12 protein-coding genes and 2 pseudogenes are annotated in these 26,654 nt (G+C 45.5%); 10 read left to right on the top strand and 4 right to left on the bottom strand.

Going from position 1 to position 26,654, the window contains the following annotated elements; translation table 11 throughout:
- Positions 1-17: 17 nt before the first annotated feature.
- The 3 genes from NKR21_RS10430 to gltC all read right to left on the bottom strand — a co-directional run bounded on the left by NKR21_RS10430 (position 18) and on the right by gltC (position 4,574).
- On the bottom strand, positions 18-1,847 hold the full coding sequence (locus tag NKR21_RS10430; protein ID WP_144456453.1) for an ABC transporter ATP-binding protein: 1,830 nt from the start codon (positions 1,845-1,847) through the stop codon (positions 18-20).
- On the bottom strand, positions 1,844-3,577 hold the full coding sequence (locus tag NKR21_RS10425) for an ABC transporter ATP-binding protein (RefSeq protein ID WP_144456456.1): 1,734 nt from the start codon (positions 3,575-3,577) through the stop codon (positions 1,844-1,846). Before NKR21_RS10425 ends, NKR21_RS10430 begins: the two co-directional genes overlap by 4 nt.
- Before the next feature lie 94 nt (positions 3,578-3,671).
- A complete protein-coding gene (gltC, locus tag NKR21_RS10420; protein WP_012010212.1) occupies positions 3,672-4,574 on the bottom strand; it encodes a glutamate biosynthesis transcriptional regulator GltC in 903 nt (300 codons plus the stop codon).
- A 153-nt stretch (positions 4,575-4,727) separates the two neighbouring features.
- On the opposite strand from gltC, the gene gltB reads away from it, so the two are divergent.
- The 10 genes and pseudogenes from gltB (at position 4,728) to NKR21_RS10375 (ending at position 19,492) form a co-directional block, all read left to right on the top strand.
- Positions 4,728-9,299 carry a glutamate synthase large subunit gene (gltB, locus tag NKR21_RS10415; RefSeq protein ID WP_088000656.1) on the top strand — a complete coding sequence of 1,524 codons (4,572 nt, stop codon included), beginning with the start codon at positions 4,728-4,730 and terminating at the stop codon, positions 9,297-9,299.
- A 16-nt stretch (positions 9,300-9,315) separates the two neighbouring features.
- Positions 9,316-10,800: a glutamate synthase small subunit gene (gene gltD, locus NKR21_RS10410; RefSeq protein ID WP_144456458.1), complete on the top strand. Its 1,485-nt coding sequence runs from the start codon at positions 9,316-9,318 to the stop codon at positions 10,798-10,800.
- 75 nt (positions 10,801-10,875) lie between these two features.
- Positions 10,876-10,968: pseudogene (locus tag NKR21_RS21380) on the top strand (hypothetical protein); the annotation flags it as partial.
- A gap of 303 nt (positions 10,969-11,271) precedes the next feature.
- Positions 11,272-13,692, top strand: a complete 2,421-nt coding sequence (gene nirB / locus NKR21_RS10405) for a nitrite reductase large subunit NirB (protein WP_144456460.1) — start codon at positions 11,272-11,274, stop codon at positions 13,690-13,692.
- A 14-nt stretch (positions 13,693-13,706) separates the two neighbouring features.
- Positions 13,707-14,030, top strand: coding sequence for a nitrite reductase small subunit NirD (gene nirD / locus NKR21_RS10400; RefSeq protein WP_012010208.1), 324 nt, complete (start codon positions 13,707-13,709; stop codon positions 14,028-14,030).
- A gap of 66 nt (positions 14,031-14,096) precedes the next feature.
- Positions 14,097-14,792 carry a DUF421 domain-containing protein gene (locus tag NKR21_RS10395; protein ID WP_041815618.1) on the top strand — a complete coding sequence of 232 codons (696 nt, stop codon included), beginning with the start codon at positions 14,097-14,099 and terminating at the stop codon, positions 14,790-14,792.
- A gap of 94 nt (positions 14,793-14,886) precedes the next feature.
- A complete protein-coding gene (locus NKR21_RS10390; RefSeq protein ID WP_119124977.1) occupies positions 14,887-15,867 on the top strand; it encodes a pectinesterase family protein in 981 nt (326 codons plus the stop codon).
- A gap of 127 nt (positions 15,868-15,994) precedes the next feature.
- Positions 15,995-17,479 carry a D-alanyl-D-alanine carboxypeptidase/D-alanyl-D-alanine endopeptidase gene (dacB, locus tag NKR21_RS10385; protein WP_119124976.1) on the top strand — a complete coding sequence of 495 codons (1,485 nt, stop codon included), beginning with the start codon at positions 15,995-15,997 and terminating at the stop codon, positions 17,477-17,479.
- Between the two features lie 19 nt (positions 17,480-17,498).
- Positions 17,499-18,866 carry an MATE family efflux transporter gene (locus tag NKR21_RS10380; RefSeq protein ID WP_119124975.1) on the top strand — a complete coding sequence of 456 codons (1,368 nt, stop codon included), beginning with the start codon at positions 17,499-17,501 and terminating at the stop codon, positions 18,864-18,866.
- A gap of 64 nt (positions 18,867-18,930) precedes the next feature.
- Positions 18,931-19,492, top strand: a pseudogene (locus NKR21_RS10375) (CatB-related O-acetyltransferase).
- Between the two features lie 19 nt (positions 19,493-19,511).
- Here the strand turns inward: NKR21_RS10375 and NKR21_RS10370 are convergent.
- Positions 19,512-26,486, bottom strand: a complete 6,975-nt coding sequence (locus NKR21_RS10370) for a hypothetical protein (protein WP_483298367.1) — start codon at positions 26,484-26,486, stop codon at positions 19,512-19,514.
- Positions 26,487-26,654 lie beyond the last annotated feature (168 nt).

Raw genomic sequence — 26,654 nt, 5'->3', positions numbered from 1 at the left:
GTCTATCCTTTTTGATATTAACCGACTTGATTCTCCGTAAATTGGCTCATATATAAGTCTGCATAAAAGCCATTTTGTTTTAAGAGTTCGCTGTGTGTTCCTTTTTCAATGATGGTGCCATCTTTCATGACTAGAATAAGGTCGGCATCTTTAATCGTTGACAGTCTGTGTGCAATGACAAAGCTCGTTCTGCCGTTCATCAATTCATTCATCGCTTTTTGAATGTGCATTTCTGTCCGTGTATCTACACTGCTCGTCGCTTCATCTAATATTAATATTTTTGGATCAGATAAAATCGCACGGGCGATGGTTAACAGCTGGCGCTGACCTTGTGACAGGTTGCCGGCATCTTCTGTTAAGAGTGTGTCATATCCGTCTGGAAGCGTGCGGATGAAGTCATCAGCATAAGCATGTTTGGCCGCTTTGATGACCTCCTCTTTTGAGACGTTCTGCCTGCCATAGGCAATATTGTCATGAATCGTCCCTTCAAAAAGCCACGTATCCTGAAGAACCATCGCAAATAAGTCACGTACTTGCTGACGGCTGAGATCAGTAGTTTTGACGCCGCCGATGCGGATAGAGCCTTGATCTAATTCATAGAAACGCATTAAAAGATTGATGATGGTTGTTTTTCCAGCGCCTGTTGGCCCAACAATCGCAACCGTTTGACCTTCTTTGACATCTAAACTCAAATTTTTAATAATCGGATGGTCTTTTTCATATCCAAATTGAACTTCTTCAAAGCTCACATCGCCTGATAGTGATTCAAGGTCAATTGCTGCATCTTCCTCAGTGCTTTCTTCTTCCTCATCCAGGATTTCAAACACCCTTTCAGCAGAAGCAATCGCTGATTGAACCAAGTTGGCGACGCTTGATGCTTGCACGAGCGGTTGAGACATTTGCTGCGTATATTGGATAAACGCCTGCACATCCCCGACACGAATATTCCCGTTTATCACAAGAATACCGCCGGCTACACTGACTGCCACATAGCCAAGGTTCCCGATAAAGGTCATCATAGGCATCATTAAACCAGAAATGAACTGCGCTTTCCTTGAGGATTCATACAGCTTTTCGTTTAATTGATCAAATGTATCGATTGCTTTCTTTTCGTAGCCATACGCACGAACTGTCTGATGTCCTGTAAACATCTCATTAATATGGCCATTGATCGTCCCAAGCTCTTTTTGCTGCGCTTTAAAATGCTTTTGAGAAAATGACGTAATGCCGCGAATCGCAAACAGGCTGAGTGGCAGCGTCAAACAAACAAGCAACGTAAGCATCGGACTGATGAAGAGCATCATTACGACAATTCCAATCACTGTAATAACAGATGTAATCACTTGGGTGAGCGCCTGCTGAAGCGATGTATTAATATTATCAATATCATTCATCACACGGCTCAGTGTGTCCCCATGGGTTGTTTTATCAAAATACCGAAGGGGGAGACGTGTGAGCTTGTCATTTGCTTCCTGTCTCAATTCAGCAATGGTCTGTTGGGAGACACCCGCCATCACATATTGCTGAACAAATGAAAAGAGAGAGGCAACGACATATAATAGGATAAGCAGTAATAAAATCCGTGAAATGACATCAAATTGAACAGCCGTTCCTTGAGTAAAACTGTCAAATAGGGAAGAGGTGGCATCCCCTAGCAGCTTTGGACTAATGACATTAAAAGCGGTTGAACCGACCGCTGCAATGAAAACAAGGATCAACTGAAGTTTTCTCGGTTTCAAATAGCCAATCAAACGAATTAGTGTTTTCTTAAATTCCTTTGGTTTTGCGACAGGCCCTCTAGGGTGGCCGCCTTTATGGCCCATGCCGGAAGACATTTTCTTACTCATCCTCGCTCCACCTCCTGACCTTCCTGTGATGCCACAATCTCTTGATAGACAAGATTGTCCTTCAGTAATTGTTCATGTGTTCCGATACCTGCAATTTTCCCTTCATCTAGTACGATGATTTTATCACTATGCTTCACTGTGCTAATTCTTTGCGCCACAATGATGAGAGCAGCATGTGCTTTTTCGGCCTCTAATGATGCCCGAAGCTTTGCATCTGTTTTATAATCAAGTGCTGAGAAACTATCGTCAAACAGATAGAATGCCGGCTTTCTCACCAGCGCTCTTGCAATAGAAAGACGCTGCTTTTGACCGCCAGATAGATTCGATCCACCCTGGTCAATTTCCGCATCGATGCCGCCATCTTTTTGCAAAACAAATTCTTCCGCCTGCGCCGTGCGAAGCGCCTGCCAAATATCTTCATCGCTTGCATCCTGCCTGCCAAAGCGCACATTATCAGCAATGGTTCCACTAAATAAAACCGCTTTTTGAGAAACATAGCCCATCTGACTTCTCAGTTTCTCCTGAGGCAAATCTCTAATGGCTACACCATCAAGTGTAATCCGGCCTTCTGTCGCTTCGTAAAATCGCGTCATTAGCTGGAGAAGGGTGGTTTTCCCTGAACCTGTACTGCCGATAATAGCTGTCGTTTCGCCAGTTTTGGCTTCAAATGTAATATCTTGAACCGCCGGTTTTTCCGCATTTGAGTAATAAAATGACACATCCTCAAAGCGAATGGATTGTGCGGGCGCACGCAGGTCAGTAACCGTTCCTTCATTGTCTTGAATTTTCGGTTCCATGTTTAACACTTCGTTCATGCGTTTAGCTGATGCTTGTGCTCTTGGGACCATAATAAAACTCATTGACAGCATAATCAGTGCCATCAAAATCATCATCGCATATTGGATAAAGGCAATCAGATTCCCAACTTCCATCTCTCCGGCATCAATTCGGTTTGCACCAAGCCAGACGATGCCGATATTTGTGAAGTTCATGATGATGAGCATAAATGGAAACAAGTAAGCCATTAAACGGTTAACTCTAAGACCCGTATCCTTGTAGGATGTGTTGGCTTCTTGAAAACGTTCCTTTTCATCATCTACACGGTTAAAAGCACGAATGACCCGGATGCCTGAAAGAGATTCTCGCATAATTAAATTCAGCCGGTCTGTTTTTTTCTGAAGCTGACCAAAGAGAGGAATGGCCTTTCTCGATACTAAATAGATAAATCCGCCAAGAAGGGGAAGGGCTGCTAAAAAGATGAGAGATAGGACAGCATCGCGGGATACAGCCAAAATAATTCCGCCCACAAGCATGAGCGGGGCTCTCGTCATCATTTGTAAAATCATGATCGTAACATCTTGGACTTGTTTCACATCATTTGTCGATCTTGTAATAAAGGAAGACGTGCCGATCTTTTGAAATTCTTCTAATGAAAATTGTTCGACATGCACAAAAAGCTGTCTTCTCATATCACGCCCGAAGCCAAGTGCAGTCATTGATGACAAGTAAGACTTCCAGATCGTGAGCAAGATGGCGAGTAAAGAACAAGCCACCATCCAGCCGCCTACTTTCCATATGTAAGCAATATCTCCTTGGACGATCCCGACATCGACGATATCTGCCGTAAGCGTCGGTAAATATAGCTGGAGCATACTGCTTAAAAAGGTGAGGATCACAATGGACACAACGGATAGCCGATAAGGCTTTAAAAACGATAAAATTGATTTCATACAAATACCTTTCTTCCATATAGTCTGTTGTTCTGTAACCCATCATATACAAAGAGGGTTTATTTCTACAAATGAAATGTCTTGTTTGAATGAATTATTTATATTGTTCAATTTTAGAAAAGAAATCCTTCACAAACACATAAAAATCATGAGCAGATGGAGACATTTCTCGTGATTTAGAAGCAATAATGCCAACAGTTCTTCTCACCTGCGGAAAATCGATCGGAATTTTCACTGTAAATCGCGGTGTGGTTTCATAAAAAGCACTTTCGGGTAATAAGGTAACGCCCATACCCGCTGATACAAGACCTTTAATGGCGTCTAAATCTTCTCCTTCTGATGAAATGGTTGGTTCATAGCCTGCCTGCTTACAAGCATCTACCGCAATTTGTCTCAGCACATATCCTTCCGGAAATAACACGAAATGATCTTTTCTTAAATCACTTAAATGAATACTCCTTTGTCCGCTAAAGGGGTGGCTGACAGGCAGCAAGGCATAAATGCTTTCTGAAAACAAAATATTTCCTTCTATTTGAGGGTCGTTTGTCGGTACAGGTCCTAAAAAGGCGAGATCAATATCTCGATTTTTTACAGCTTCAATGAGAAATTTATAGGATCCTTGACGAAGTAAAAAATCGACCTCTGGGTATTCCTGCTTAAAGGCGGAAATGACAGAAGGTAGCACTTGGCTTGCTAGGCTAGTAGGAAAGCCAATATTGACAGTTCCTTTGTGCGGATCTAAATATTCATCAATTTGCTCTTTCGCATAATCAATGGCTTTGAGTGCTGTTCTGACATGATCTAAAAATTGCCTGCCAATCTTCGTTAATTTGATATTTCGTCCTTCTCGTTCGAATAAGGCCACTCCAAGTTCTTCTTCTAAATTCGCAATCTGCCGACTGATCGCAGATTGGGCAACATGTAAGTTTTCAGCCGCTTCTGACACGTGTTCACGGTCTGCGACTTCTACAAAATAACGCAATTGACGAAGCTCCATTTTTACACTTCACACCCATCTATCTCAAAAAGAGATTGTTTTCATCTAAATTATATATTGTTTATATTAATTTGAAAACTTAAAATAAGTTACAGAGTTTGTGAGATTTTATTACTGTGAAAAAACGGATCTTTAAAACGGGGGAGAGAAACGATGACTTATAATCAACTACCACAACCACAAGGTCTCTACCGTCCTGAATTTGAACATGATGCATGTGGGATCGGACTGTACGCTCATTTAAAAGGGGAAGCGACACACAGCATCGTCAAAAAGGGATTACAAATGCTATGCCAGCTTGATCACCGCGGCGGGCAAGGCAGTGATCCGTATACAGGTGATGGTGCCGGTTTAATGGTACAACTGCCAGACGCTTTCTTTAGAAGAAGCTGCAAAGACTTTGCACTTCCTGAAAAGGGCCGTTACGGGGTAGGAATGGTCTTCTTTTCAAAAGAGGATGACGAGAAAACGCGTCAAGCCATCGAACAGAAAATCAACGGGTTCATTAAGCAAGAAGGTCAAACATTGATTGGCTGGAGAACCGTTCCTGTTGATGCTGGGAAAATTGGTACTGTCGCAGCGAAGAGCTGTCCGGTTGTGAGGCAAGTCTTTATCGGGGCAAACGACAAGATCACAGATCGTTTGTCATTTGAAAGAAAATTATATGTCATTCGTAAGCAGGCTGAGAACTGGGGAACAGAAGAGGAAAAGCAATTTTACTTTGTCAGCTTGTCGAGTCAAACCATTGTATACAAGGGGCTTTTAACATCAGATCAAGTCGATGCTTTTTATCTTGATCTTCAGGATGAAACATTTGTTTCTGCATTTTCACTTGTTCATTCACGATTTAGTACAAATACATTTCCTACATGGGAAAGAGCCCATCCAAACCGTTACTTGATTCACAACGGTGAAATTAACACATTAAGAGGAAACATCAATTGGATGAGAGCAAGAGAACAACAATTCGTATCTGAAGCTTTCGGAGACGATTTAGACAAGATTTTGCCAGTGCTGAATGCAGACGGAAGTGATTCATCCATTCTAGACAATGCCTTTGAATTCTTTGTGCTTGCAGGACGTACACCTGCTCATACAGCCATGATGCTGATTCCAGAACCATGGACTGAAAACACGCACATGTCGAAAGAGAAACGGGCATTTTATGAATACCATAGTTCTCTTATGGAGCCGTGGGATGGGCCAACAGCCATTTCCTTTACTGATGGTAAACAAATTGGAGCCATCTTAGACCGAAACGGATTAAGACCGGCAAGATACTATGTCACAAATGATGATCATATTATTTTCTCTTCTGAGGTCGGTGTGATCGACACAAATGAAGAGGATGTGAAGTATAAAGATCGTCTTGAGCCAGGTAAAATGCTACTAATTGACTTAGAAGAAGGACGAATTATTTCTGACGAAGAAGTGAAATCGACGATTGCGAATGAACTTCCTTATCAAAAATGGCTTGATGAAGAAATGGTGCACGTCAATCGCTCGGAAGAAAATTCAGAAAATTCTAGTATAATGGATGATTTATTGACGCGCCAGCGTGCGTTCCATTATACGTATGAGGACATTCAAAAGTATTTAATTCCTTTACTAGAAGAAGGCAAGGACCCAATTGGTTCAATGGGAAGCGACACACCACTTGCTGTGTTATCTGATCGTGCGCAGTCTCTGTTTTCTTATTTCAAGCAGTTGTTTGCACAAGTGACGAACCCGCCTATTGATGCCATTCGTGAGCAGCTTGTGACATCTACGATGACGTGGCTAGGTGCTGAAGGAGATATTTTACATCCGAATGAATATTCATGCCGGCGAATTAAATTGTATACACCCGTCTTAACAAGCGGGCAGTTTAACGGTTTGAAAACGATTGTTCATAATGCCTTTAAAAGCAAAACGATTCATACTCTTTTCACCGATGATTTAAAGCGTGGAATGGATGCGATGTTTGAAGAGGCAGAAAAAGCGATTCGTGAAGGTGTATCTTTATTAATCCTTTCAGATCGTGACATGACAGAACAAAAGGTGCCAATCCCACCGCTACTAGCGCTAAGTGCACTGCATCAGCATCTTGTGCGTCAAGGCTTACGGACAAAGGTGAGTCTGATCGTTGAATCTGGAGAAGTGAGAGAGGTCCATCATTTTGCCGCACTGATTGGCTACGGTGCAGATGCCATTCATCCTTATCTTGTGTATGAGACGTATAAACAGTTGATTGCAGAAGAAGCCATCTCATTCAGCTTTGATGAAGCAGTCACAAAGTTTGGGAAAAGCGTAACCGAAGGTGTCGTCAAAGTCATGTCTAAAGTGGGAATCTCCACTGTGCAAAGCTACAGAGGAGCGCAAATCTTTGAAGCCGTCGGCATTAGTGAAGACGTCATTCAGGCGTATTTCACGGGAACCGCTTCTCAGCTTGGCGGGATTGACCTTGAGACCATTGCACATGAAGCAAAACTCCGTCATGAAGCAGGGTATCAGGCAGCGACTGACCAAACACTCGAATCAGGAAGTGATTTCCAGTGGAGAAAAAATGGTGAGCACCATGCCTTTAATCCAAAAACGATTCATACGCTTCAGTGGGCATGCCGCAATGAAGATTACGATCTATTTAAGCAATATACAAAGGCAGCGGATGAAGAAAGAATCGGCTTCCTTCGAAATTTATTTGCTTTTCAGCCAAAGCAAAAACCAGTTCGTTTGGAAGATGTTGAATCTGCTGAATCCATCGTGCGCCGATTCAAGACAGGTGCCATGTCATTTGGGTCTTTAAGTAAAGAAGCGCACGAAGCGCTTGCCATTGCCATGAACCGAATTGGCGGTAAAAGTAACAGCGGAGAGGGCGGAGAAGACCCTGCTCGCTTTAAAGTTGATGAGCACGGTGATGATCGTAGAAGTGCGATTAAACAAATTGCTTCTGGACGCTTTGGCGTGAAGAGTCATTATTTGGTCAATGCAGATGAATTGCAAATTAAAATGGCACAGGGAGCAAAACCTGGAGAAGGCGGACAGCTGCCAGGAAATAAAGTATACCCTTGGGTTGCTGATGTACGCGGATCTACACCAGGCGTTGGGTTGATTTCACCACCGCCGCATCATGATATTTATTCCATCGAGGATTTGGCGCAGCTGATCCATGATTTGAAAAACGCGAACCGTGATGCACGTATCAGCGTCAAGCTTGTGTCTAAAGCAGGTGTTGGTACGATTGCAGCAGGTGTTGCAAAAGGGACGGCGGATGTCATTGTCATCAGTGGATACGACGGCGGCACAGGAGCTTCCCCGAAAACGAGTATTAAACATACAGGACTTCCTTGGGAGCTCGGTTTGGCAGAAGCGCATCAAACCCTTGTGCTAAACGGCCTTCGCGAAAGAGTCGTTCTTGAAACGGACGGAAAGTTAATGACTGGCCGCGACGTTGTCATGGCTGCGATCTTAGGAGCAGAGGAATATGGCTTTGCAACAGCTCCACTTGTCGTATTGGGCTGCGTCATGATGAGAGCATGTCATTTAGATACTTGCCCAGTCGGTGTCGCTACACAGAATCCAGAGCTTCGTAAAAAATTCATGGGAAACCCTGACCACATTGTGAACTTCATGATGTTTATTGCAGAGGAAGTCAGAGAAATCCTAGCAGAGCTTGGCTTTACATCAATGGATGAATTAATTGGACGCACGGATGTTCTAGGAGTTAGCGAACGAGCAAAAGCTCACTGGAAAGCAGGCCAGCTAGACCTTGAAACACTGCTTTATCAGCCAGAAGGAGCTCGTACATTCAGAACACCGCAAAATCATAAAATTGATGAATCACTGGATATGAATGAAATCCTCCCTTATGTACAGGAAGCACTGAATCATCAAACACCGGTTGATCTATCATTGAATATTCGCAATATCAATCGTGTGGCAGGAACCATTACTGGAAGTGAAGTGTCTAAGCGCTACGGGGAAGAAGGCTTGCCAGAGGATACGATCACATTAAGGTTTACTGGTTCCGCAGGACAAAGCTTTGGCGCATTTGTACCAAAGGGCATGTCTCTCTATTTAACGGGTGATTCAAATGACTATATTGGCAAAGGACTCTCTGGAGGCAAAATTGCCGTCAAAACCTCTGATCACTTTGTACAAAATGGACATGAAAACGTCATTGTCGGAAACGTTGCATTCTACGGAGCGACAAGCGGAAAGGCCTTTATTAACGGACGTGCAGGTGAACGCTTTGCCGTTCGTAATTCAGGGGTGCATGTGGTCGTTGAAGGAATCGGTGATCACGGCTGTGAATACATGACAGGCGGGCGTGTCGTCATTTTAGGAGACGTCGGAAAAAACTTCGGTGCAGGCATGTCTGGCGGCGTAGCTTACGTCCATACTTCCGATGCGAAACAATTCAAAAGAATGTGCAACATGGAAATGATCATGTTTGAAAAACTTACAGATCACGATGAAGAGCAAGAAGTGAAACAGCTGATTCAAGAGCACCTTCACTATACAAACAGCGCAAAAGCTTCGGCACTTTTAGAAAACTGGGCGCAAGAAAAGGATCAATTCATTAAAGTGATTCCGAGAAATTACAAAATGATGCTTCAAAGTATTGAAGAACAAAAACAAGCGGGCCTTAGTCATGAAGAAGCTGTCATGTTCGCCTTTGAAGCAAACACGAAACCGAAAAATCAAGAAACGGCAAACGGGCAAAAAGCAGCCCTCGCTCATTAAGAAAGGGGAGAGGACAATGGGCAAAGCAACAGGTTTTATGGATTATAAAAGAGAAAAGCCAAATGAACGTGACCCTCTCACTCGTCAAAATGACTGGAAAGAATATTCAGCTCCTTATACAGATGACATATTGAAGAAGCAGGGCGCTAGATGTATGGATTGCGGCACACCGTTTTGTCAAATTGGGATGGAGATCAGAGGCGGTGTGTCAGGTTGCCCGATCTACAATTTAATTCCAGAATGGAATGACCTTGTGTATCGCGGGAGATGGAAAGAAGCACTCGAAAGACTGCAAAAAACAAATAACTTCCCTGAATTTACTGGAAGAGTGTGTCCAGCGCCTTGTGAAGGATCATGTACAGTCGCTATCAATGATCCAGCTGTTTCAATTAAAAATATCGAACGCACGATCATTGATAAAGGCTTTGAAAATGGCTGGATCACACCGAGAATTCCTTCAAGCCGTACAGGCAAAAAAATTGCCATTGTTGGCTCAGGACCAGCAGGACTAGCAAGTGCGGATCAATTAAACCAAGCAGGTCATGCCGTTACCGTGTTTGAACGGTCTGACCGCCTTGGCGGACTGCTGACGTACGGCATTCCAAACATGAAGCTGGACAAAGAAGTCGTGGAGCGAAGAGTCAAACTGTTGAGACAAGAAGGCATTGACTTTGTGACAAACACAGAAATTGGTGTAGATGTCACTGCCGATGAACTGAAAGAACAGTTTGATGCGGTTATCCTTTGTACAGGTGCACAAAAGCAGCGTGACTTGTTGATTGAAGGCCGGGAAGCTAAAGGGATTCACCTTGCGATGGATTATTTAACCCTCGCAACAAAAAGCATGCTGGATTCAGAATTTAAAGACAAAAACTTTATTGATGCAAAAGGAAAAGACGTTATTGTCATTGGCGGGGGAGATACAGGTGCAGATTGCGTTGCAACTGCCCTTCGCCAAAAAGCAAAAAGTGTTGTTCAGTTCGGGAAGCATCCGAAGCTTCCAGATACACGTGTAGGGGATAACATGTGGCCTGAACAGCCTTACGTCTTCTCACTCGATTATGCTTATGAAGAAGCACAAGCGAAATTCGGGGAAGATCCGCGTCAATATTCCATTCAAACCACTAAAATAGTGGCAGATAAAAATGGAAAATTAAAAGAGCTTCATACCATCCAAATGGAAAAGGTGAAAAACGAACATGGGAAGTTTGAATTTCATGAGATTACAGGGACAGAAAAAGTATGGCCAGCTCAGCTAGTCTTTATTGCAATTGGTTTTGAGGGAACTGAACAGCCACTCGTGAAACACTTTGGCGTGGACAGCAAAAACAATCGCATTGACGCAAAGTATGGGGAGTATACAACAAATGTAGAAGGCGTATTTGCAGCGGGAGATGCAAGACGCGGGCAAAGCTTGATTGTCTGGGCAATTAATGAAGGCAGACAAGTGGCGCACGAGGTAGACCGGTATTTAATGGGGAGTTCGGTTCTGCCAAAATAGGTCAAACAAAGGGTGTTTACACATATAAAGAAAAGCCATGACCAAATAGTGGTCATGGCTTTTTATGATTCAGAAGATGTAATTTTACTTACTTCGTCATATTTAAAGGCTGAAGGTACCGTGACAAACGTAGAAGGGCGCGTTACGCTAAAAGAAGCAACATATCCATTTGTATTTTAGCAACTATATGAAGACAAATGCGGCTTTTTCACTCGCAGAAGAAAAATGGTGAGCCGTAATATGAAGAATCTGATTATTCTGGCATGACCTATGAACAGAACAATGATTTAAAAATGAATGCTCACATGATGATAGTGGAGCAAAACTTGCCGTCGTCACACAGCATGAAAAAAGGAGGCTAGGGAACTGTCCTACAGCCACCAGACTATGTGAGAAATTAAAAGGTGTATTTTATATCTATGTTTAAATGATGGTACTTTCTAAAAATGATCACTTGAGGGGTGTTTTATCATGAAAGAAAGACTCGTATTAGTGGGGAACGGTATGGCTGGTATTCGGAGCATCGAAAACATTTTAAAAATGGACAGCGAACGATTTGAGATGACGGTATTTGGAAGTGAACCGCATCCTAACTATAACCGGATTCTTTTATCAAAGGTGCTTCAAGGAGATACGATGGTTGAAGATATTACACTAAACGATTGGAACTGGTATGAGGCGCATGATATTCAGCTTTTTACAAATGAAACCATTGTGAAGGTCGATACAGAAAACCAAACAGTCACCAGTGATCAAGGACGTACCGTGCCTTATGACCGGTTGATTTTAGCTACAGGCTCACTACCGTTTATCCTGCCAATTCCAGGAAGTGATAAAAAAGGTGTGACGGGCTTTCGGACATTGCAAGATACAGAGGAAATGGTGAGTGCCTCTCACAAGTACAAAAAAGCAGCCGTCATTGGAGGCGGACTTCTTGGACTGGAAGCAGCACGCGGCCTACTTAACTTAGGCATGGAAGTGAATGTCATACACCTCTGTCCCCATTTAATGGAACGCCAGCTAGACCCTACTGCAGGTCAGCTTCTCCAAAAAGCATTAGAGGAACAGGGCATGAACTTCTTACTAGGAAAGAAGACAACTGAGATTTTAGGATATACAAGAGTTGAAGGATTATCATTTTCAGATGGCTCAACACTTGAGACAGACCTCGTCGTCATGGCTGTAGGAATTAAACCAAGTAAAATGCTTGCAGAAATAAGTGGACTTGAAGTGAACAAAGGTATAATCGTGAATGATTTCATGGAAACAAGTGTACCAGGCATTTATGCCGTCGGAGAATGTGTAGAGCATAGGGGACAAACGTACGGTCTTGTTGCTCCTTTATATGACCAAGCGAATGTGCTTGCTGGGCATATATGTGACATGAACCCTGCCCCATACAAAGGATCTGTGATGTCAACACAGCTGAAAGTGTCAGGAGTTGACGTATTTTCCGCCGGTGATTTTATTGAAAACGATGAGAAAAAAGCGATCAAAATTTTTGATGATCAAAAAGGCATTTACCAAAAACTAGTCTTCCAGCAAAATCGATTAGTAGGTGCCGTCATGTTTGGAGAAACAAGTGATGGACCCCGCCTATTCTCGTACATTAGAAAAGGGATAGATATGTCGGATAGGGAAAAGGTGTCTGTTCTAACCTCAAATGATCCGGCGCAAGAAAGCACGATTGAAAGTATGTCAAACGACCATATCGTTTGCGGCTGTAACGGGGTCTCAAAGGGTCAGATTGTGGAAGCCATTCAAAAAGAAGGCTTAACAACGCTTCAGGAAGTCAAGCAATGTACAAGTGCCTCACGATCATGCGGAGGCTGTAAACCCGTAGTTGAAGAGATTCTTTGGCACACGCTGGGCGATGGTGCGAACCGAACAGCTCAAAAAGAAACCATTTGCGCTTGCACCACTCTTTCACGAGATGAAGTCATTCACGAAATCAAAGAGAAGGGCTTGCAGCATGTCAAGGAAGTCATGAGCGTACTTGATTGGGAGACAGAAGAAGGCTGTTCAAAATGCCGACCTGCCCTGAACTACTATTTAGGCATGCTTCAACCTCTGGAGTACAAAGATGAAAGGAGCTCAAGATATGTGAATGAACGTTTGCATGCCAATATTCAAAAAGATGGTACTTATTCGGTTGTTCCACGGATGTACGGTGGCGTCACAAATGCAAATGACTTGAGAAAAATAGCTGATGTCGTCGACAAATATGAAATACCGCTTGTGAAAATGACGGGTGGTCAGCGTATTGACCTTCTAGGTGTCAAAAAAGAAGATTTACCTAAAGTATGGGAGGACCTGGATATGCCTTCTGGTTATGCATACGGAAAATCTTTAAGAACGGTCAAAACGTGTGTTGGCGAACAATTTTGCCGGTTCGGCACACAGGACTCAATGGCGCTTGGTATTGCACTTGAAAAGAAATTCGAAGGTCTTGCGACACCGCATAAAGTCAAATTGGCTGTCTCTGCTTGCCCTAGAAACTGTGCAGAATCTGGCATTAAGGACCTTGGCATTGTGGGGTTAGAGGGAGGATTCGAATTGTACGCTGGCGGTAATGGCGGCACGCATCTGCGTGCTGGAGATTTATTGATGAAGGTCAGTACAGCTGAAGAAGTAGAGCAAGTGGCAGCTGCATACCTTCAATATTACAGAGAAACGGCAAACTATTTAGAAAGAACCTCTGCTTGGGTTGAACGACTTGGATTAGATCATATCCAATCTGTACTTCTAGACGATGAAAAACGAGAAGCCTTGATCCAAAGAATGGACATCGCACTTTCCACGTATGATGAGCCTTGGCAGGAGCTTCGCGAGAGTCAAAAAGCGACGAAACAATTATTTCAAAAAGCAACGGCTTCTGTATCAATCAATTGAAGGGATGAGATCATATGACAGTTTCAGTTGTAAAAGTTCACATTGGCACCTTATCAGATTTTCCGATGCAGCTAGGAAAAACAGTTGAAGCAGGTACTCTTGAATTAGCTGTTTTTCAAACCTCTCAACAGCAATTCAAAGCGATTGAAAACCGCTGCCCTCATAAAGGCGGTGTTCTGGCTGAAGGAATGGTAAGCGGAGATTATGTGTTCTGTCCAATGCATGATTGGAAAATCGATCTTTCTTCAGGGAACGTTCAAGCACCAGATGATGGATGCGTTAAAACATATGAAACATTGGTTGAGGGAAATGAGGTCTTTGTTTTATTGCCTTCATAACTAGTTTAGATCCTTCCTTTCATGTAAATGCTGTATGTAAATAGAGCAAGAAAGGAAGGAATCTTCGTGCCGTTTATTAGTATTTTGCTTGAGCTCTTTATCGGGTTTTTCGCCTTATTTTTTATTACAAAATTATTAGGGAAGACACAATTTGCACAAATCACGCCATTTGATTTTATTTCTGCACTCATTTTAGGCGAAATGGTCGGAAACGCTATATTTGACCCAGAAGTCAAAATTCAGCACATTTTATTTGCTGTTGCGGTATGGGGTATTCTCATCTACACAGTTGAATGGTTTTCACAGCGCTTTAAAGGGATCAGGGCCTTTTTAGAAGGAAGACCGACACTAGTCATTGATCAAGGTAAAATTCACTACAATCGCTTGAAGAAAAATATGCTTGATCTTAATCAGCTGCAGACATTAATTCGTGCGAAAGGTCATTTTGCCTTGAATGAAATTGAATATGCCATTTTGGAAACAGACGGCTCTGTCAGTGTTCTTCCGAAAATGAAATACGCAACAGCAACCGCAGAAGATGTGAATGTGAAGGGAAAAGAAGTCAAATTGCCTAGAACGTTTATTATTGATGGTGAAATTTTAAAAGATGATCTACAAGAAGCTGGCTTTGACGAAACATGGTTGAGTGAGCAATTAAAAAGGCAGCACATTTCCTCCTATCGAGACGTTCTATTTTGTGAATGGATTGAAAATGAAGGGATTTATGCGATGAAATATGAAAAGTCTAAAAAACACTCATAACAGCAAGAAGTGGGTGTTTTTTTATGCCCGTCATGAATAGGATCAAAAAGAATGTTTGATTGAGAACGTTCACAAAAAGAGGAGGAGATGTACGATGAAGTATGGAAAGGTATGGATTGTGATCGCCTTGTCTTTATTGCTATTGAACTCTGCTTCACTTCAAGCAGCCGGACATCAGAATCAAACAAATCGCGTCCTTGTGGTCGATCAAAAGGGAAATGGCTCGTTTCGAACCGTTCAGTCTGCCATTGATGCGATTCCAGCAAATAATCAACAGCGCGTAACGATCTATATTAAAAATGGTGTGTATAAAGAGAAAATCCTGCTTCCGCAAAATAAACCTTACGTGTCCTTGATCGGGGAAGACCAAGACAATACGATTCTGACCTATAATGATACAAATGCAAGTACTGGCAGCACAACAAATAGTTCAAGCACAATGATTCGTGCGAACGACTTTTATGCGGAAAATATTACCTTTCAAAATACGGCGGGCAGATATGCTGGTCAGGCGGTTGCACTGTACGTTTCTGGTGACCGGGCTACGTTCAAACAAATACGTGTCTTAGGATATCAAGATACACTTTATGCAACGGGTACAGGCCGGCAATATTATGAAAACTGCTATATTGAAGGTACGGTCGATTTTATTTTTGGATCAGCTACAGCCGTGTTTAAAAGAGCTGAAATAAAAAGTCTTGGAAATGGGTATATTACTGCAGCATCCACAACAGAATCTCAAAAATATGGCTATGTATTAATTGATTCTACGCTGCAAAAGGGGACGGCTGCTGCTCAATCGGTTTATTTAGGACGTCCGTGGAGGCCTCATTCTGCTGTGACATTCCTCAATACAAAAATGGATCATCATATAAAGGCAGAGGGCTGGCATAACTGGGATAACCGCGATAACGAAAGAACAGCAAGATATAAAGAATACGGATCGACAGGGGCAGGAAGCAATTTGACAAACCGCGTAAAATGGTCCAGCATTTTAACGAAAAACGAAGCAAGTCAAATCACCGTGCAAGCTGTTCTTGGCGGAGCCGATGGCTGGAATCCAGAAAAAAGGTAAAGGGCATGTCAGTTTTCGTCAAAGAAAGCTGACTTTTCTGTTTAAAAAACCTTTGAGAACAAACGTTCTTTTGTGTATAATGAACATATTCTTCTAAAATTGGCTGAGACAAAAAAGGAGGGATTCCGTGAAGCGTTTTTCACAGCTCTTGTTTTTACAAATATGCATTCTGTCGATTTTATTTCTCCCGTTTTCAGCAAAAGATGATCAACTGACAGCTCGTAACGGCTCACTGTCGTGGATGACCACTTTAGATGAATTTATACGAAAAGCACCTGATTTAGAAGGCGCAATCTCAGGCATTAGCGTCCGTGATACTTCTGACTCCTCTCTTCTTTATGAACATCAAGCCGATATTCGCCTTACTCCTGCTTCTAATATGAAACTGCTCACATCAGCCATCGCCCTTGATATACTTGGAGAAACACACACATTCCCTACAGACATCTGGATGGATGGTTCTATTCAAAAGAAAACGTTACATGGAAGTCTGTATCTACGCGGTACCGGAGATCCGACTTTATTAGAAGAGGATTTTGCAGCACTTGCCAAACAAGTGAAAAAGGCCGGAATACATACGATTCGCGGACAGCTTGCGGCAGACGATACATGGTATGATGACACAAGATATTCGATTGATTTACCTTGGAGTGATGAGGATCAATATTACGGTGCACAAATCTCTGCTCTCACCGCTTCACCGAATCAAGATTATGATGCCGGAACAGTGATTCTTGAAATAAAGCCAGGCAAAAAGGCAGGGCAAAAAGCGACCTATGACATGATTCCGAAGACTTCTGTCCCTCAAGTCATCAATCAAGTAAAAACCGTACCAGAAGGCGGGAAAAAGAAAATTTCTTTTAAGCGTTCTCACGGAACCAACAAGATCACTTTGACTGGAACTATCCCGGTGAAAGCGAGTGTATCTAGGCAATGGGTAGCGTTATGGGAACCAACCTCTTATGCGTTAGATTTAATGAAACGCGCGTTAAAGGCGGAAGGGATCCAAGTAAAGGGACCACTGAAAACAAAACAAGTTCCTAAAAAAGCGAAGAAAATTGCCACCCATTCATCTATGCCTTTATCAGAGCTTCTTGTTCCCATGATGAAACTCAGCAACAATACCCATGCAGAAGTTTTGCTAAAGGAGCTAGGCAAGAAAGTGAAGAACAAAGGGAGCTTTGAAGCTGGACTAGATGTCATGAATGAACGGCTTCCTGCCTTTGGCATCGATTCTTCTCTGACAGTTTTGCGAGATGGGTCAGGCATATCACCTATTAACCTTGTTTCTGCCAATCAGTTCACATTATTTTTAGCAAACATTCAAAAAGAAAAGTGGTTTAAGACCTTTGAACATGCGCTTCCGTTAGCTGGGGCAAGTGAACGAATGGTCGGAGGGACGTTAAGGAACAGATTAAAAGAACCTGCTACACTAGAAAAAGTACGTGCCAAAACAGGCTCATTAACTACAGTCAGTACACTTTCTGGATACATTGACACGAAGAGCGGAAAGACAATCGCTTTTTCCATTTTATTAAATCATCTTGTTGATGACGAAAAGGGGAAAGAGATAGAAGACCACATTGTCAACATTTTAGCTGAGAATCTTTAGATAGAGAAGGAGAACCATCATGACGTTAGATAACAATCAATCTTTAGTAAAAACCATGTCCATTTTTCTCGTCCCGCTTTTGCTTAGCAATATTTTGCAATCAATCGGACAGCTTGTATCCATCGTTCTTGTCGGCAGATGGATCGGAGAGGATGCAGTAGCTGCCATTTCTGCATTCTTTCCGCTTTTCTTTTTACTCGTTTCTTTTTCCATTGGAATTGGATCGGGTAGTTCAATCCTGATCGGACAAGCGTATGGAGCAAAAAATGAACAGAGATTAAAAGAAATTATCGGCACGACGCTTTCATTCACTTTTTTGATCGGTCTTTCTTTAGCAATCATTGGAGGTTTTTTCGCCACGGACATCTTAAACCTCATGGGGACACCTGCGAATATCGTGGAAGAAAGTGCGGCTTATGCCAGAATTCTATTCATCTCAATGCCCATCTTATTTCTTTATTTTGTTTACACAACCTTCCTGCGAGGAACTGGGGATTCGAAAACACCTTTTTATTTCTTAATGATTAGTACAGCAACGAATATTTTAATGCTGCCAATTTTATTATTTGGCTGGCTCGGACTGCCGGCGTTCGGTTTATACGGCGCTGCGTATGCTTCTGTAATTTCAACCATTGTGACGTTTACTATTCTACATATCTACTTATATAAGACAAAGCACCCGCTTCGCATTGATGCATCGGTTAGAAAGCATTTATTGATGAAAGGGGATTTACTAAAAACATTATTAAAACTCAGCATTCCATCGAGCATTAATATGATTCTCATTTCCTTATCAGAAATTGCCGTTATTTCTTTCGTCAATGATTATGGGTCACAGGCGACTGCTGCGTATGGCGTTGTCAATCAAGTTGTGAGCTATGTGCAGATGCCGGCGGTAAGTCTCGGCATTGCAGTCTCGATCTTTGCAGCTCAATTCATCGGTGCAGGGAATATCAACCGCTTGAAAGATGTAATAAAAATCGGGTTAGGGCTCAATTTCGCCATAGGCGGATTCATTATTATCATCGTTTATCTCTTTGCACCACAGATTTTATCTATCTTTTTAACAGATTCTAAGACGATTGACATTGCCTATAGCTTAGTCGTCATTACATTATGGAGTTATCTTATTTTTGGAACAGCCCAAATTGTTGCTGCCACGATGAGAGCAAGTGGAACAGTTTTATGGCCAACGATCTTTAGTATTTGCTCCATCTGGCTTGTAGAAGTACCAGTTGCTTATGTGTTATCGCACTACACATCCCTTGGTATCAAGGGCATATGGATTGGCTACCCTGCGGCTTTCTTTGTGAACTTACTCCTTCAATATGGCTACTATCAGCTGGTCTGGAAGAAAAAACAGATTGTTGCGCTTGTGCAGTCATAATGTAAACGTGTGAAACAGCATATACATACGAAGATTTATCACTTTTCAGGAGGTGTGATCTTCTATGTTTCTGAATCAAAGAAGTGAACTGAGCTCGTACAATATCGGTGATTTTTCTTATGCTGGACCAGATTTCCAAGTGCTGACATGGGGGGGAAGGAACGACACTAACCATTGGAAAGTTTTGTTCCATTGCAAACGAAGTGAAAATTTTTCTTGGTGGTGAACACCGGACAGATTGGGTCACAACGTATCCGTTTAATCAAATTTTCAAAGAAGCTGCCCACATCAAAGGACATCCCAAATCAAAAGGAGATGTGCAAATAGGACACGACGTGTGGATTGGATATGGAGCGACGATTATGTCAGGAGTATGTATAGGAAACGGTGCAGTAATTGGAGCAAATAGTGTGATCACAAAAGATGTGCCGTCATATGCCATAGCTGCAGGTAATCCGCAAAAGCTCATGAAATACCGATTTTCATCTGAAACAATTGAAAAACTTCAGTTATTAGAATGGTGGAATTTAGAGTTTACCATCATCCAATCTATTTTTCACCTCTTACAATCTGATGATATTGAACAATGTATAAAAGTCATAGGAGACATAAAAAAGAAAGGCTGAAAAGCCTTTCTTTTTTCGTTTAGCTAAGCCGAATGATGGTCAAGGTAGCACCTGCAGCACCGCCTCCTCCAACTAAAATAGCTGTGACAACTGCCCCAAAAAACTGCAGTGAAATGGTGCTTCCAGCTGTTAAATTAACAATAACAGTGTTGTTGATAAATGAAGTTGAGATAACAGGTGATTGAACAGAACCAGAAATAGTAGTTGCTCCATTTAAAAGCAAACGTGTACTAATCAAAAGAGCTGTAGTGGTGTTGACTTGATACGTAATATAATATTTACCAGTTTGCAGAACGGTAAAAACAGTACTTGTGCCGTTTGCCGTAAAACCAGTAATGTTTTGAAAGTTTGGCAGAGGAATATTCGTTCCACCGGCTACAGTAACAATGGTAGGTCCAGAACTATTAGCAGCATAAAGTGCAGTATCTGTAAAACCACCTGTTCCAGTAGCTCCCGTAGGTCCGGTTGAACCAGTGATTCCGGTAGCCCCTGTAGGCCCAGTGGCCCCAGTAGATCCGGTGGCACCAGTCGGACCAGTTGGTCCAGTGCTACCTGTGGCACCAGTAGATCCGGTATCTCCTGTAACCCCAGTAGGTCCGGTTGCACCAGTGATTCCTGTCGCTCCAGTGATTCCTGTAACACCAGTCGGACCGGTTGCACCAGTGATACCCGTAGCCCCAGTAGCTCCAGTTGCACCAGTGATACCCGTAGCCCCAGTAGGTCCGGTTGAACCAGTAATTCCTGTGGCACCAGTAGGTCCGGTTGAACCAGTAATTCCTGTGGCACCAGTGATTCCTGTGGCACCAGTTGGTCCAGTTGCACCAGTGATTCCTGTGACGCCAGTCGGACCAGTTGCACCAGTGATCCCCGTGGCCCCAGTAGGTCCGGTTGAACCAGTAATTCCTGTGGCACCAGTGATTCCTGTAACACCAGTCGGACCGGTAGCACCAGTGATTCCTGTGGCACCAGTTGGTCCAGTTGCACCAGTGATACCTGTGACGCCAGTCGGACCAGTTGCACCAGTGATCCCCGTGGCCCCAGTAGGTCCGGTTGAACCAGTAATTCCTGTAACACCAGTCGGACCGGTAGCACCAGTGATTCCTGTGGCACCAGTTGGTCCAGTTGCACCAGTGGTCCCCGTGGCACCAGTAGATCCGGTTGAACCAGTGATTCCTGTAGCGCCAGTAGGTCCGGTTGAACCAGTAATTCCTGTGGCACCAGTAGGTCCGGTTGAACCAGTAATTCCTGTGGCACCAGTGATCCCCGTGGCTCCAGTAGATCCAGTTGCACCAGTGATCCCCGTGGCCCCAGTGATACCAGTCGCTCCAGTAGATCCAGTTGCACCAGTGATCCCCGTGGCTCCAGTAGGTCCAGTTGCACCAGTGATCCCCGTAGCCCCAGTAGGTCCGGTTGAACCAGTAATTCCTGTGGCCCCAGTAGGTCCGGTTGAACCAGTAATTCCTGTGGCACCAGTAATTCCTGTGGCACCAGTAGGTCCGGTTGAACCAGTAATTCCTGTGGCACCCGTAGATCCGGTTGAACCTGTGATTCCCGTGGCACCCGTAGATCCAGTTGCACCAGTGATTCCTGTGGCTCCAGTAGGTCCGGTAGCTCCTGTGATACCTGTGGCTCCAGTCGGACCGGTAGCACCAGTGATTCCCGTGGCTCCAGTCGGTCCGGTTGCACCAGTGATTCCTGTAGAACCAGTCGGACCAGTTGGTCCAGTGCTACCCGTGGCACCCGTAGATCCAGTTGAACCAGTGATACCTGTTGCACCAGTAGGTCCGGTTGAACCAGTGATACCTGTTGCACCAGTAGGTCCGGTAGCTCCTGTGATACCTGTGACGCCAGTAGGTCCGGTAGCACCAGTGATTCCCGTGGCTCCAGTAGGTCCGGTAGCACCAGTGATTCCTGTAGAACCAGTCGGACCAGTTGGTCCAGTGCTACCCGTGGCACCCGTAGATCCGGTTGAACCTGTGATTCCCGTGGCACCCGTAGATCCAGTTGCACCAGTGATTCCTGTGGCTCCAGTAGGTCCGGTAGCTCCTGTGATACCTGTGGCTCCAGTCGGACCGGTAGCACCAGTGATTCCCGTGGCTCCAGTCGGTCCGGTAGCACCAGTGATTCCTGTAGAACCAGTCGGACCAGTTGGTCCAGTGCTACCCGTGGCACCCGTAGATCCAGTTGAACCAGTGATACCTGTTGCACCAGTAGTTCCGGTAGCACCAGTGATACCTGTTGCACCAGTAGGTCCGGTAGCACCAGTGATACCTGTGACGCCCGTAGGACCAGTTGCACCAGTGATACCTGTTGCACCAGTAGTTCCGGTAGCACCAGTGATACCTGTGACGCCAGTAGGTCCGGTAGCACCAGTGATTCCCGTGGCTCCAGTAGGTCCGGTAGCACCAGTGATTCCTGTAGAACCAGTCGGACCAGTTGGTCCAGTGCTACCCGTGGCACCCGTAGATCCAGTTGAACCAGTGATACCTGTTGCACCAGTAGTTCCGGTAGCACCAGTGATACCTGTTGCACCAGTAGGTCCGGTAGCACCAGTGATACCTGTGACGCCCGTAGGACCAGTTGCACCAGTGATACCTGTTGCACCAGTAGGTCCGGTAGCTCCAGTGATACCTGTGACGCCAGTAGGTCCGGTAGCACCAGTGATTCCCGTGGCTCCAGTAGGTCCGGTAGCACCAGTGATTCCTGTAGAACCAGTCGGACCAGTTGGTCCAGTGCTACCCGTGGCACCCGTAGATCCAGTTGCACCAGTGATACCTGTTGCACCAGTAGGTCCGGTAACACCAGTGATTCCTGTGCTGCCAGTAGATCCGGTAGTACCAGTGATACCTGTGACGCCCGTAGGACCAGTTGAACCAGTGATACCTGTGACGCCCGTAGGACCAGTTGCACCAGTGATACCTGTGACGCCCGTAGGTCCGGTAGCACCAGTGATTCCTGTTGCACCAGTCGGACCGGTAGCACCAGTGATTCCCGTGGCTCCAGTCGGACCGGTAGCACCAGTGATTCCTGTAGAACCAGTCGGACCAGTTGGTCCAGTGCTACCCGTGGCACCCGTAGATCCAGTTGAACCAGTGATACCTGTTGCACCAGTAGGTCCGGTTGAACCAGTGATACCTGTGCTGCCAGTAGATCCGGTAGTACCAGTGATACCTGTGACGCCCGTAGGTCCGGTAGCACCAGTGATACCTGTGGCCCCAGTAGTTCCGGTTGAACCTGTGATACCTGTGACGCCCGTAGGTCCAGTAGCACCAGTAATTCCTGTGGCACCCGTAGATCCGGTTGAACCTGTGATACCCGTTGCACCCGTAGATCCAGTTGCACCAGTGATTCCTGTGGCTCCAGTAGGTCCGGTAGCTCCTGTGATACCTGTGGCTCCAGTCGGACCGGTAGCACCAGTGATTCCCGTGGCTCCAGTCGGTCCGGTTGAACCTGTGATACCCGTTGCACCCGTAGATCCAGTTGCACCAGTGATACCTGTTGCACCAGTAGTTCCGGTTGCACCAGTGATACCTGTTGCACCAGTCGGTCCGGTAGCACCAGTGATACCTGTGACGCCAGTAGGTCCAGTTGCACCAGTGATACCTGTGACGCCCGTAGGTCCGGTAGCACCAGTGATTCCCGTGGCTCCAGTAGGTCCGGTAGCACCAGTGATTCCTGTAGAACCAGTCGGACCAGTTGGTCCAGTGCTACCCGTGGCACCCGTAGATCCAGTTGAACCAGTGATACCTGTTGCACCAGTAGGTCCGGTAACACCAGTGATTCCTGTGCTGCCAGTAGATCCGGTAGTACCAGTGATACCTGTGACGCCCGTAGGACCAGTTGAACCAGTGATACCTGTGACGCCCGTAGGACCAGTTGCACCAGTGATACCTGTGACGCCCGTAGGTCCGGTAGCACCAGTGATTCCTGTTGCACCAGTCGGACCGGTAGCACCAGTGATTCCCGTGGCTCCAGTCGGACCGGTAGCACCAGTGATTCCTGTAGAACCAGTCGGACCAGTTGGTCCAGTGCTACCCGTGGCACCCGTAGATCCAGTTGAACCAGTGATACCTGTTGCACCAGTAGGTCCGGTTGAACCAGTGATACCTGTGCTGCCAGTAGATCCGGTAGTACCAGTGATACCTGTGACGCCCGTAGGTCCGGTAGCACCAGTGATACCTGTGGCCCCAGTAGTTCCGGTTGAACCTGTGATACCTGTGACGCCCGTAGGTCCAGTAGCACCAGTGATTCCTGTAGAACCAGTCGGACCAGTTGGTCCAGTGCTACCCGTGGCACCCGTAGATCCAGTTGAACCAGTGATACCTGTTGCACCAGTAGGTCCGGTTGAACCAGTGATACCTGTGCTGCCAGTAGATCCGGTAGTACCAGTGATACCTGTGACGCCCGTAGGTCCGGTAGCACCAGTGATACCTGTGGCCCCAGTAGTTCCGGTTGAACCTGTGATACCTGTGACGCCCGTAGGTCCAGTAGCACCAGTAATTCCTGTGGCACCCGTAGATCCGGTTGAACCTGTGATACCCGTTGCACCCGTAGATCCAGTTGCACCAGTGATTCCTGTGGCTCCAGTAGGTCCGGTAGCTCCTGTGATACCTGTGGCTCCAGTCGGACCGGTAGCACCAGTGATTCCCGTGGCTCCAGTCGGTCCGGTTGAACCTGTGATACCCGTTGCACCCGTAGATCCAGTTGCACCAGTGATACCTGTTGCACCAGTAGTTCCGGTTGCACCAGTGATACCTGTTGCACCAGTCGGTCCGGTAGCACCAGTGATACCTGTGACGCCAGTAGGTCCAGTTGCACCAGTGATACCTGTGACGCCCGTAGGACCAGTTGCACCAGTGATACCTGTGACGCCAGTAGGTCCGGTAGCACCAGTGATTCCTGTTGCACCAGTCGGACCGGTAGCACCAGTGATTCCCGTGGCTCCAGTCGGACCGGTAGCACCAGTGATTCCTGTAGAACCAGTCGGACCAGTTGGTCCAGTGCTACCCGTGGCACCCGTAGATCCAGTTGAACCAGTGATACCTGTTGCACCAGTAGGTCCGGTAACACCAGTGATACCTGTGCTGCCAGTAGATCCGGTAGTACCAGTGATACCTGTGACGCCCGTAGGACCAGTTGCACCAGTGATACCTGTGACGCCCGTAGGACCAGTTGCACCAGTGATACCTGTGACGCCAGTAGGTCCGGTAGCACCAGTGATACCTGTAGAACCAGTCGGACCAGTAGGTCCAGTGCTACCCGTGGCACCCGTAGGACCAGTAGCACCAGTGATACCTGTGACGCCAGTAGGTCCGGTAGCACCAGTGATACCTGTGGCCCCAGTAGTTCCGGTAGCACCAGTGATACCTGTGACGCCCGTAGGTCCAGTAGCACCAGTGATACCTGTGACGCCAGTAGGACCAGTTGCACCAGTGATACCTGTGGCTCCAGTCGGACCGGTAGCACCAGTGCTACCCGTGGCTCCAGTAGGTCCGGTAGCACCAGTGATTCCTGTAGAACCAGTCGGACCAGTTGGTCCAGTGCTACCCGTGGCACCCGTAGATCCAGTTGCACCAGTGATACCTGTTGCACCAGTAGGTCCGGTTGAACCAGTGATACCTGTGCTGCCAGTAGATCCGGTAGTACCAGTGATACCTGTGACGCCCGTAGGACCAGTTGCACCAGTGATACCTGTGACGCCAGTAGGTCCGGTAGCACCAGTGATTCCTGTTGCACCAGTAGGTCCGGTTGAACCTGTGATACCTGTGGCCCCAGTAGGTCCGGTTGAACCTGTGATACCTGTGATACCTGTGGCTCCAGTCGGACCGGTAGCACCAGTGATTCCTGTAGAACCAGTCGGACCAGTTGGTCCAGTGCTACCCGTGGCACCCGTAGATCCAGTTGAACCAGTGATACCTGTTGCACCAGTAGGTCCGGTTGAACCAGTGATACCTGTGCTGCCAGTAGATCCGGTAGTACCAGTGATACCTGTGACGCCCGTAGGACCAGTTGCACCAGTGATACCTGTGACGCCAGTAGGTCCGGTAGCACCAGTGATTCCTGTGGCCCCAGTAGGTCCGGTTGAACCAGTGATACCTGTGGCCCCAGTAGGTCCGGTTGAACCAGTGATACCTGTGATACCTGTGGCTCCAGTCGGACCGGTAGCCCCAGTGATTCCTGTAGAACCAGTAGGACCAGTGCTGCCTGTCACACCAGTAGATCCAGTTGAACCAGTGATTCCCGTGACGCCAGTAGGTCCAGTTGAACCAGTGATACCAGTCGCTCCAGTCGGACCAGTTGGTCCAGTGCTACCTGTGGCACCAGTAGAACCAGTTGCACCAGTAGAACCAGTTGCACCAGTGATTCCTGTAACTCCAGTAGAACCTGAAACACCAGGTGCTGCCAAAAGCGTATAATCCGGGGACGTATCTGGCGTACCTAAAGGTGGAGCAGAGTCCACAATATACGTACCACCTTCATAAGTGACCACTTGACCGATTGAATATGTTGATGCTCTTGTTGGATCATATGCTTCAATACCACTTAATCCTATCCCTGTAGGACCAGTCGGACCAGTTTCCCCAGAAGCTGCCAAAAGGGTATAATCGGGGGAAAGTCCAGGTATTCCTGAGGGAGCATCTACATTGGCAATATAAGTACTGCCATTAAACGTGACGACTTGACCCGCCTCGTAATCTTGTGATTGTGAGGGGTTAAAAGGGAGGGCGCCGATTAATCCGCCAGCAGGTCCGGTTGGTCCGGTAGGCCCAGCGGGACCTGCTGGGCCTCTTCGTCCAACCCTTTGAATTATTTTTGGTTGTTTTTCTCCTTTTGCACAGGAGGGATCTCCTTGAGGTCTGTTTTGTTTTGAATGTTCTTGTTTGATATACGGACAGTCTCTTCTTTGAGGACGGTCATGACGTGATCTTTTGTAATGAGGCTCCTCATGATATTTACCGCAAAAGGGACATTTGTGATCGAATTGATTGTACAAATTGCCCATCTCCTAAAATTGATATTTCATTCTATGAGCAAATTTTTAAATTGGAAGTAAAACCTAGAAAATCATCATTTCGAAAATCATCGAATCAAATCATTTAAATGTTTTATGATTTTATGTTATGGTGTTGAAAGTATGAAACTAGTATGATTTTTGACAGAA

The sequence above is a fragment of the Bacillus sp. 1735sda2 genome, assembly GCF_024159245.1.
In the GTDB taxonomy this organism is placed as follows: Bacteria; Bacillota; Bacilli; order Bacillales; family Bacillaceae; genus Bacillus; species Bacillus pumilus_O.
The sequence above is the reverse complement of the archived record's forward strand: the minus strand, read 5'-3'. Positions and strand labels throughout refer to the sequence as shown.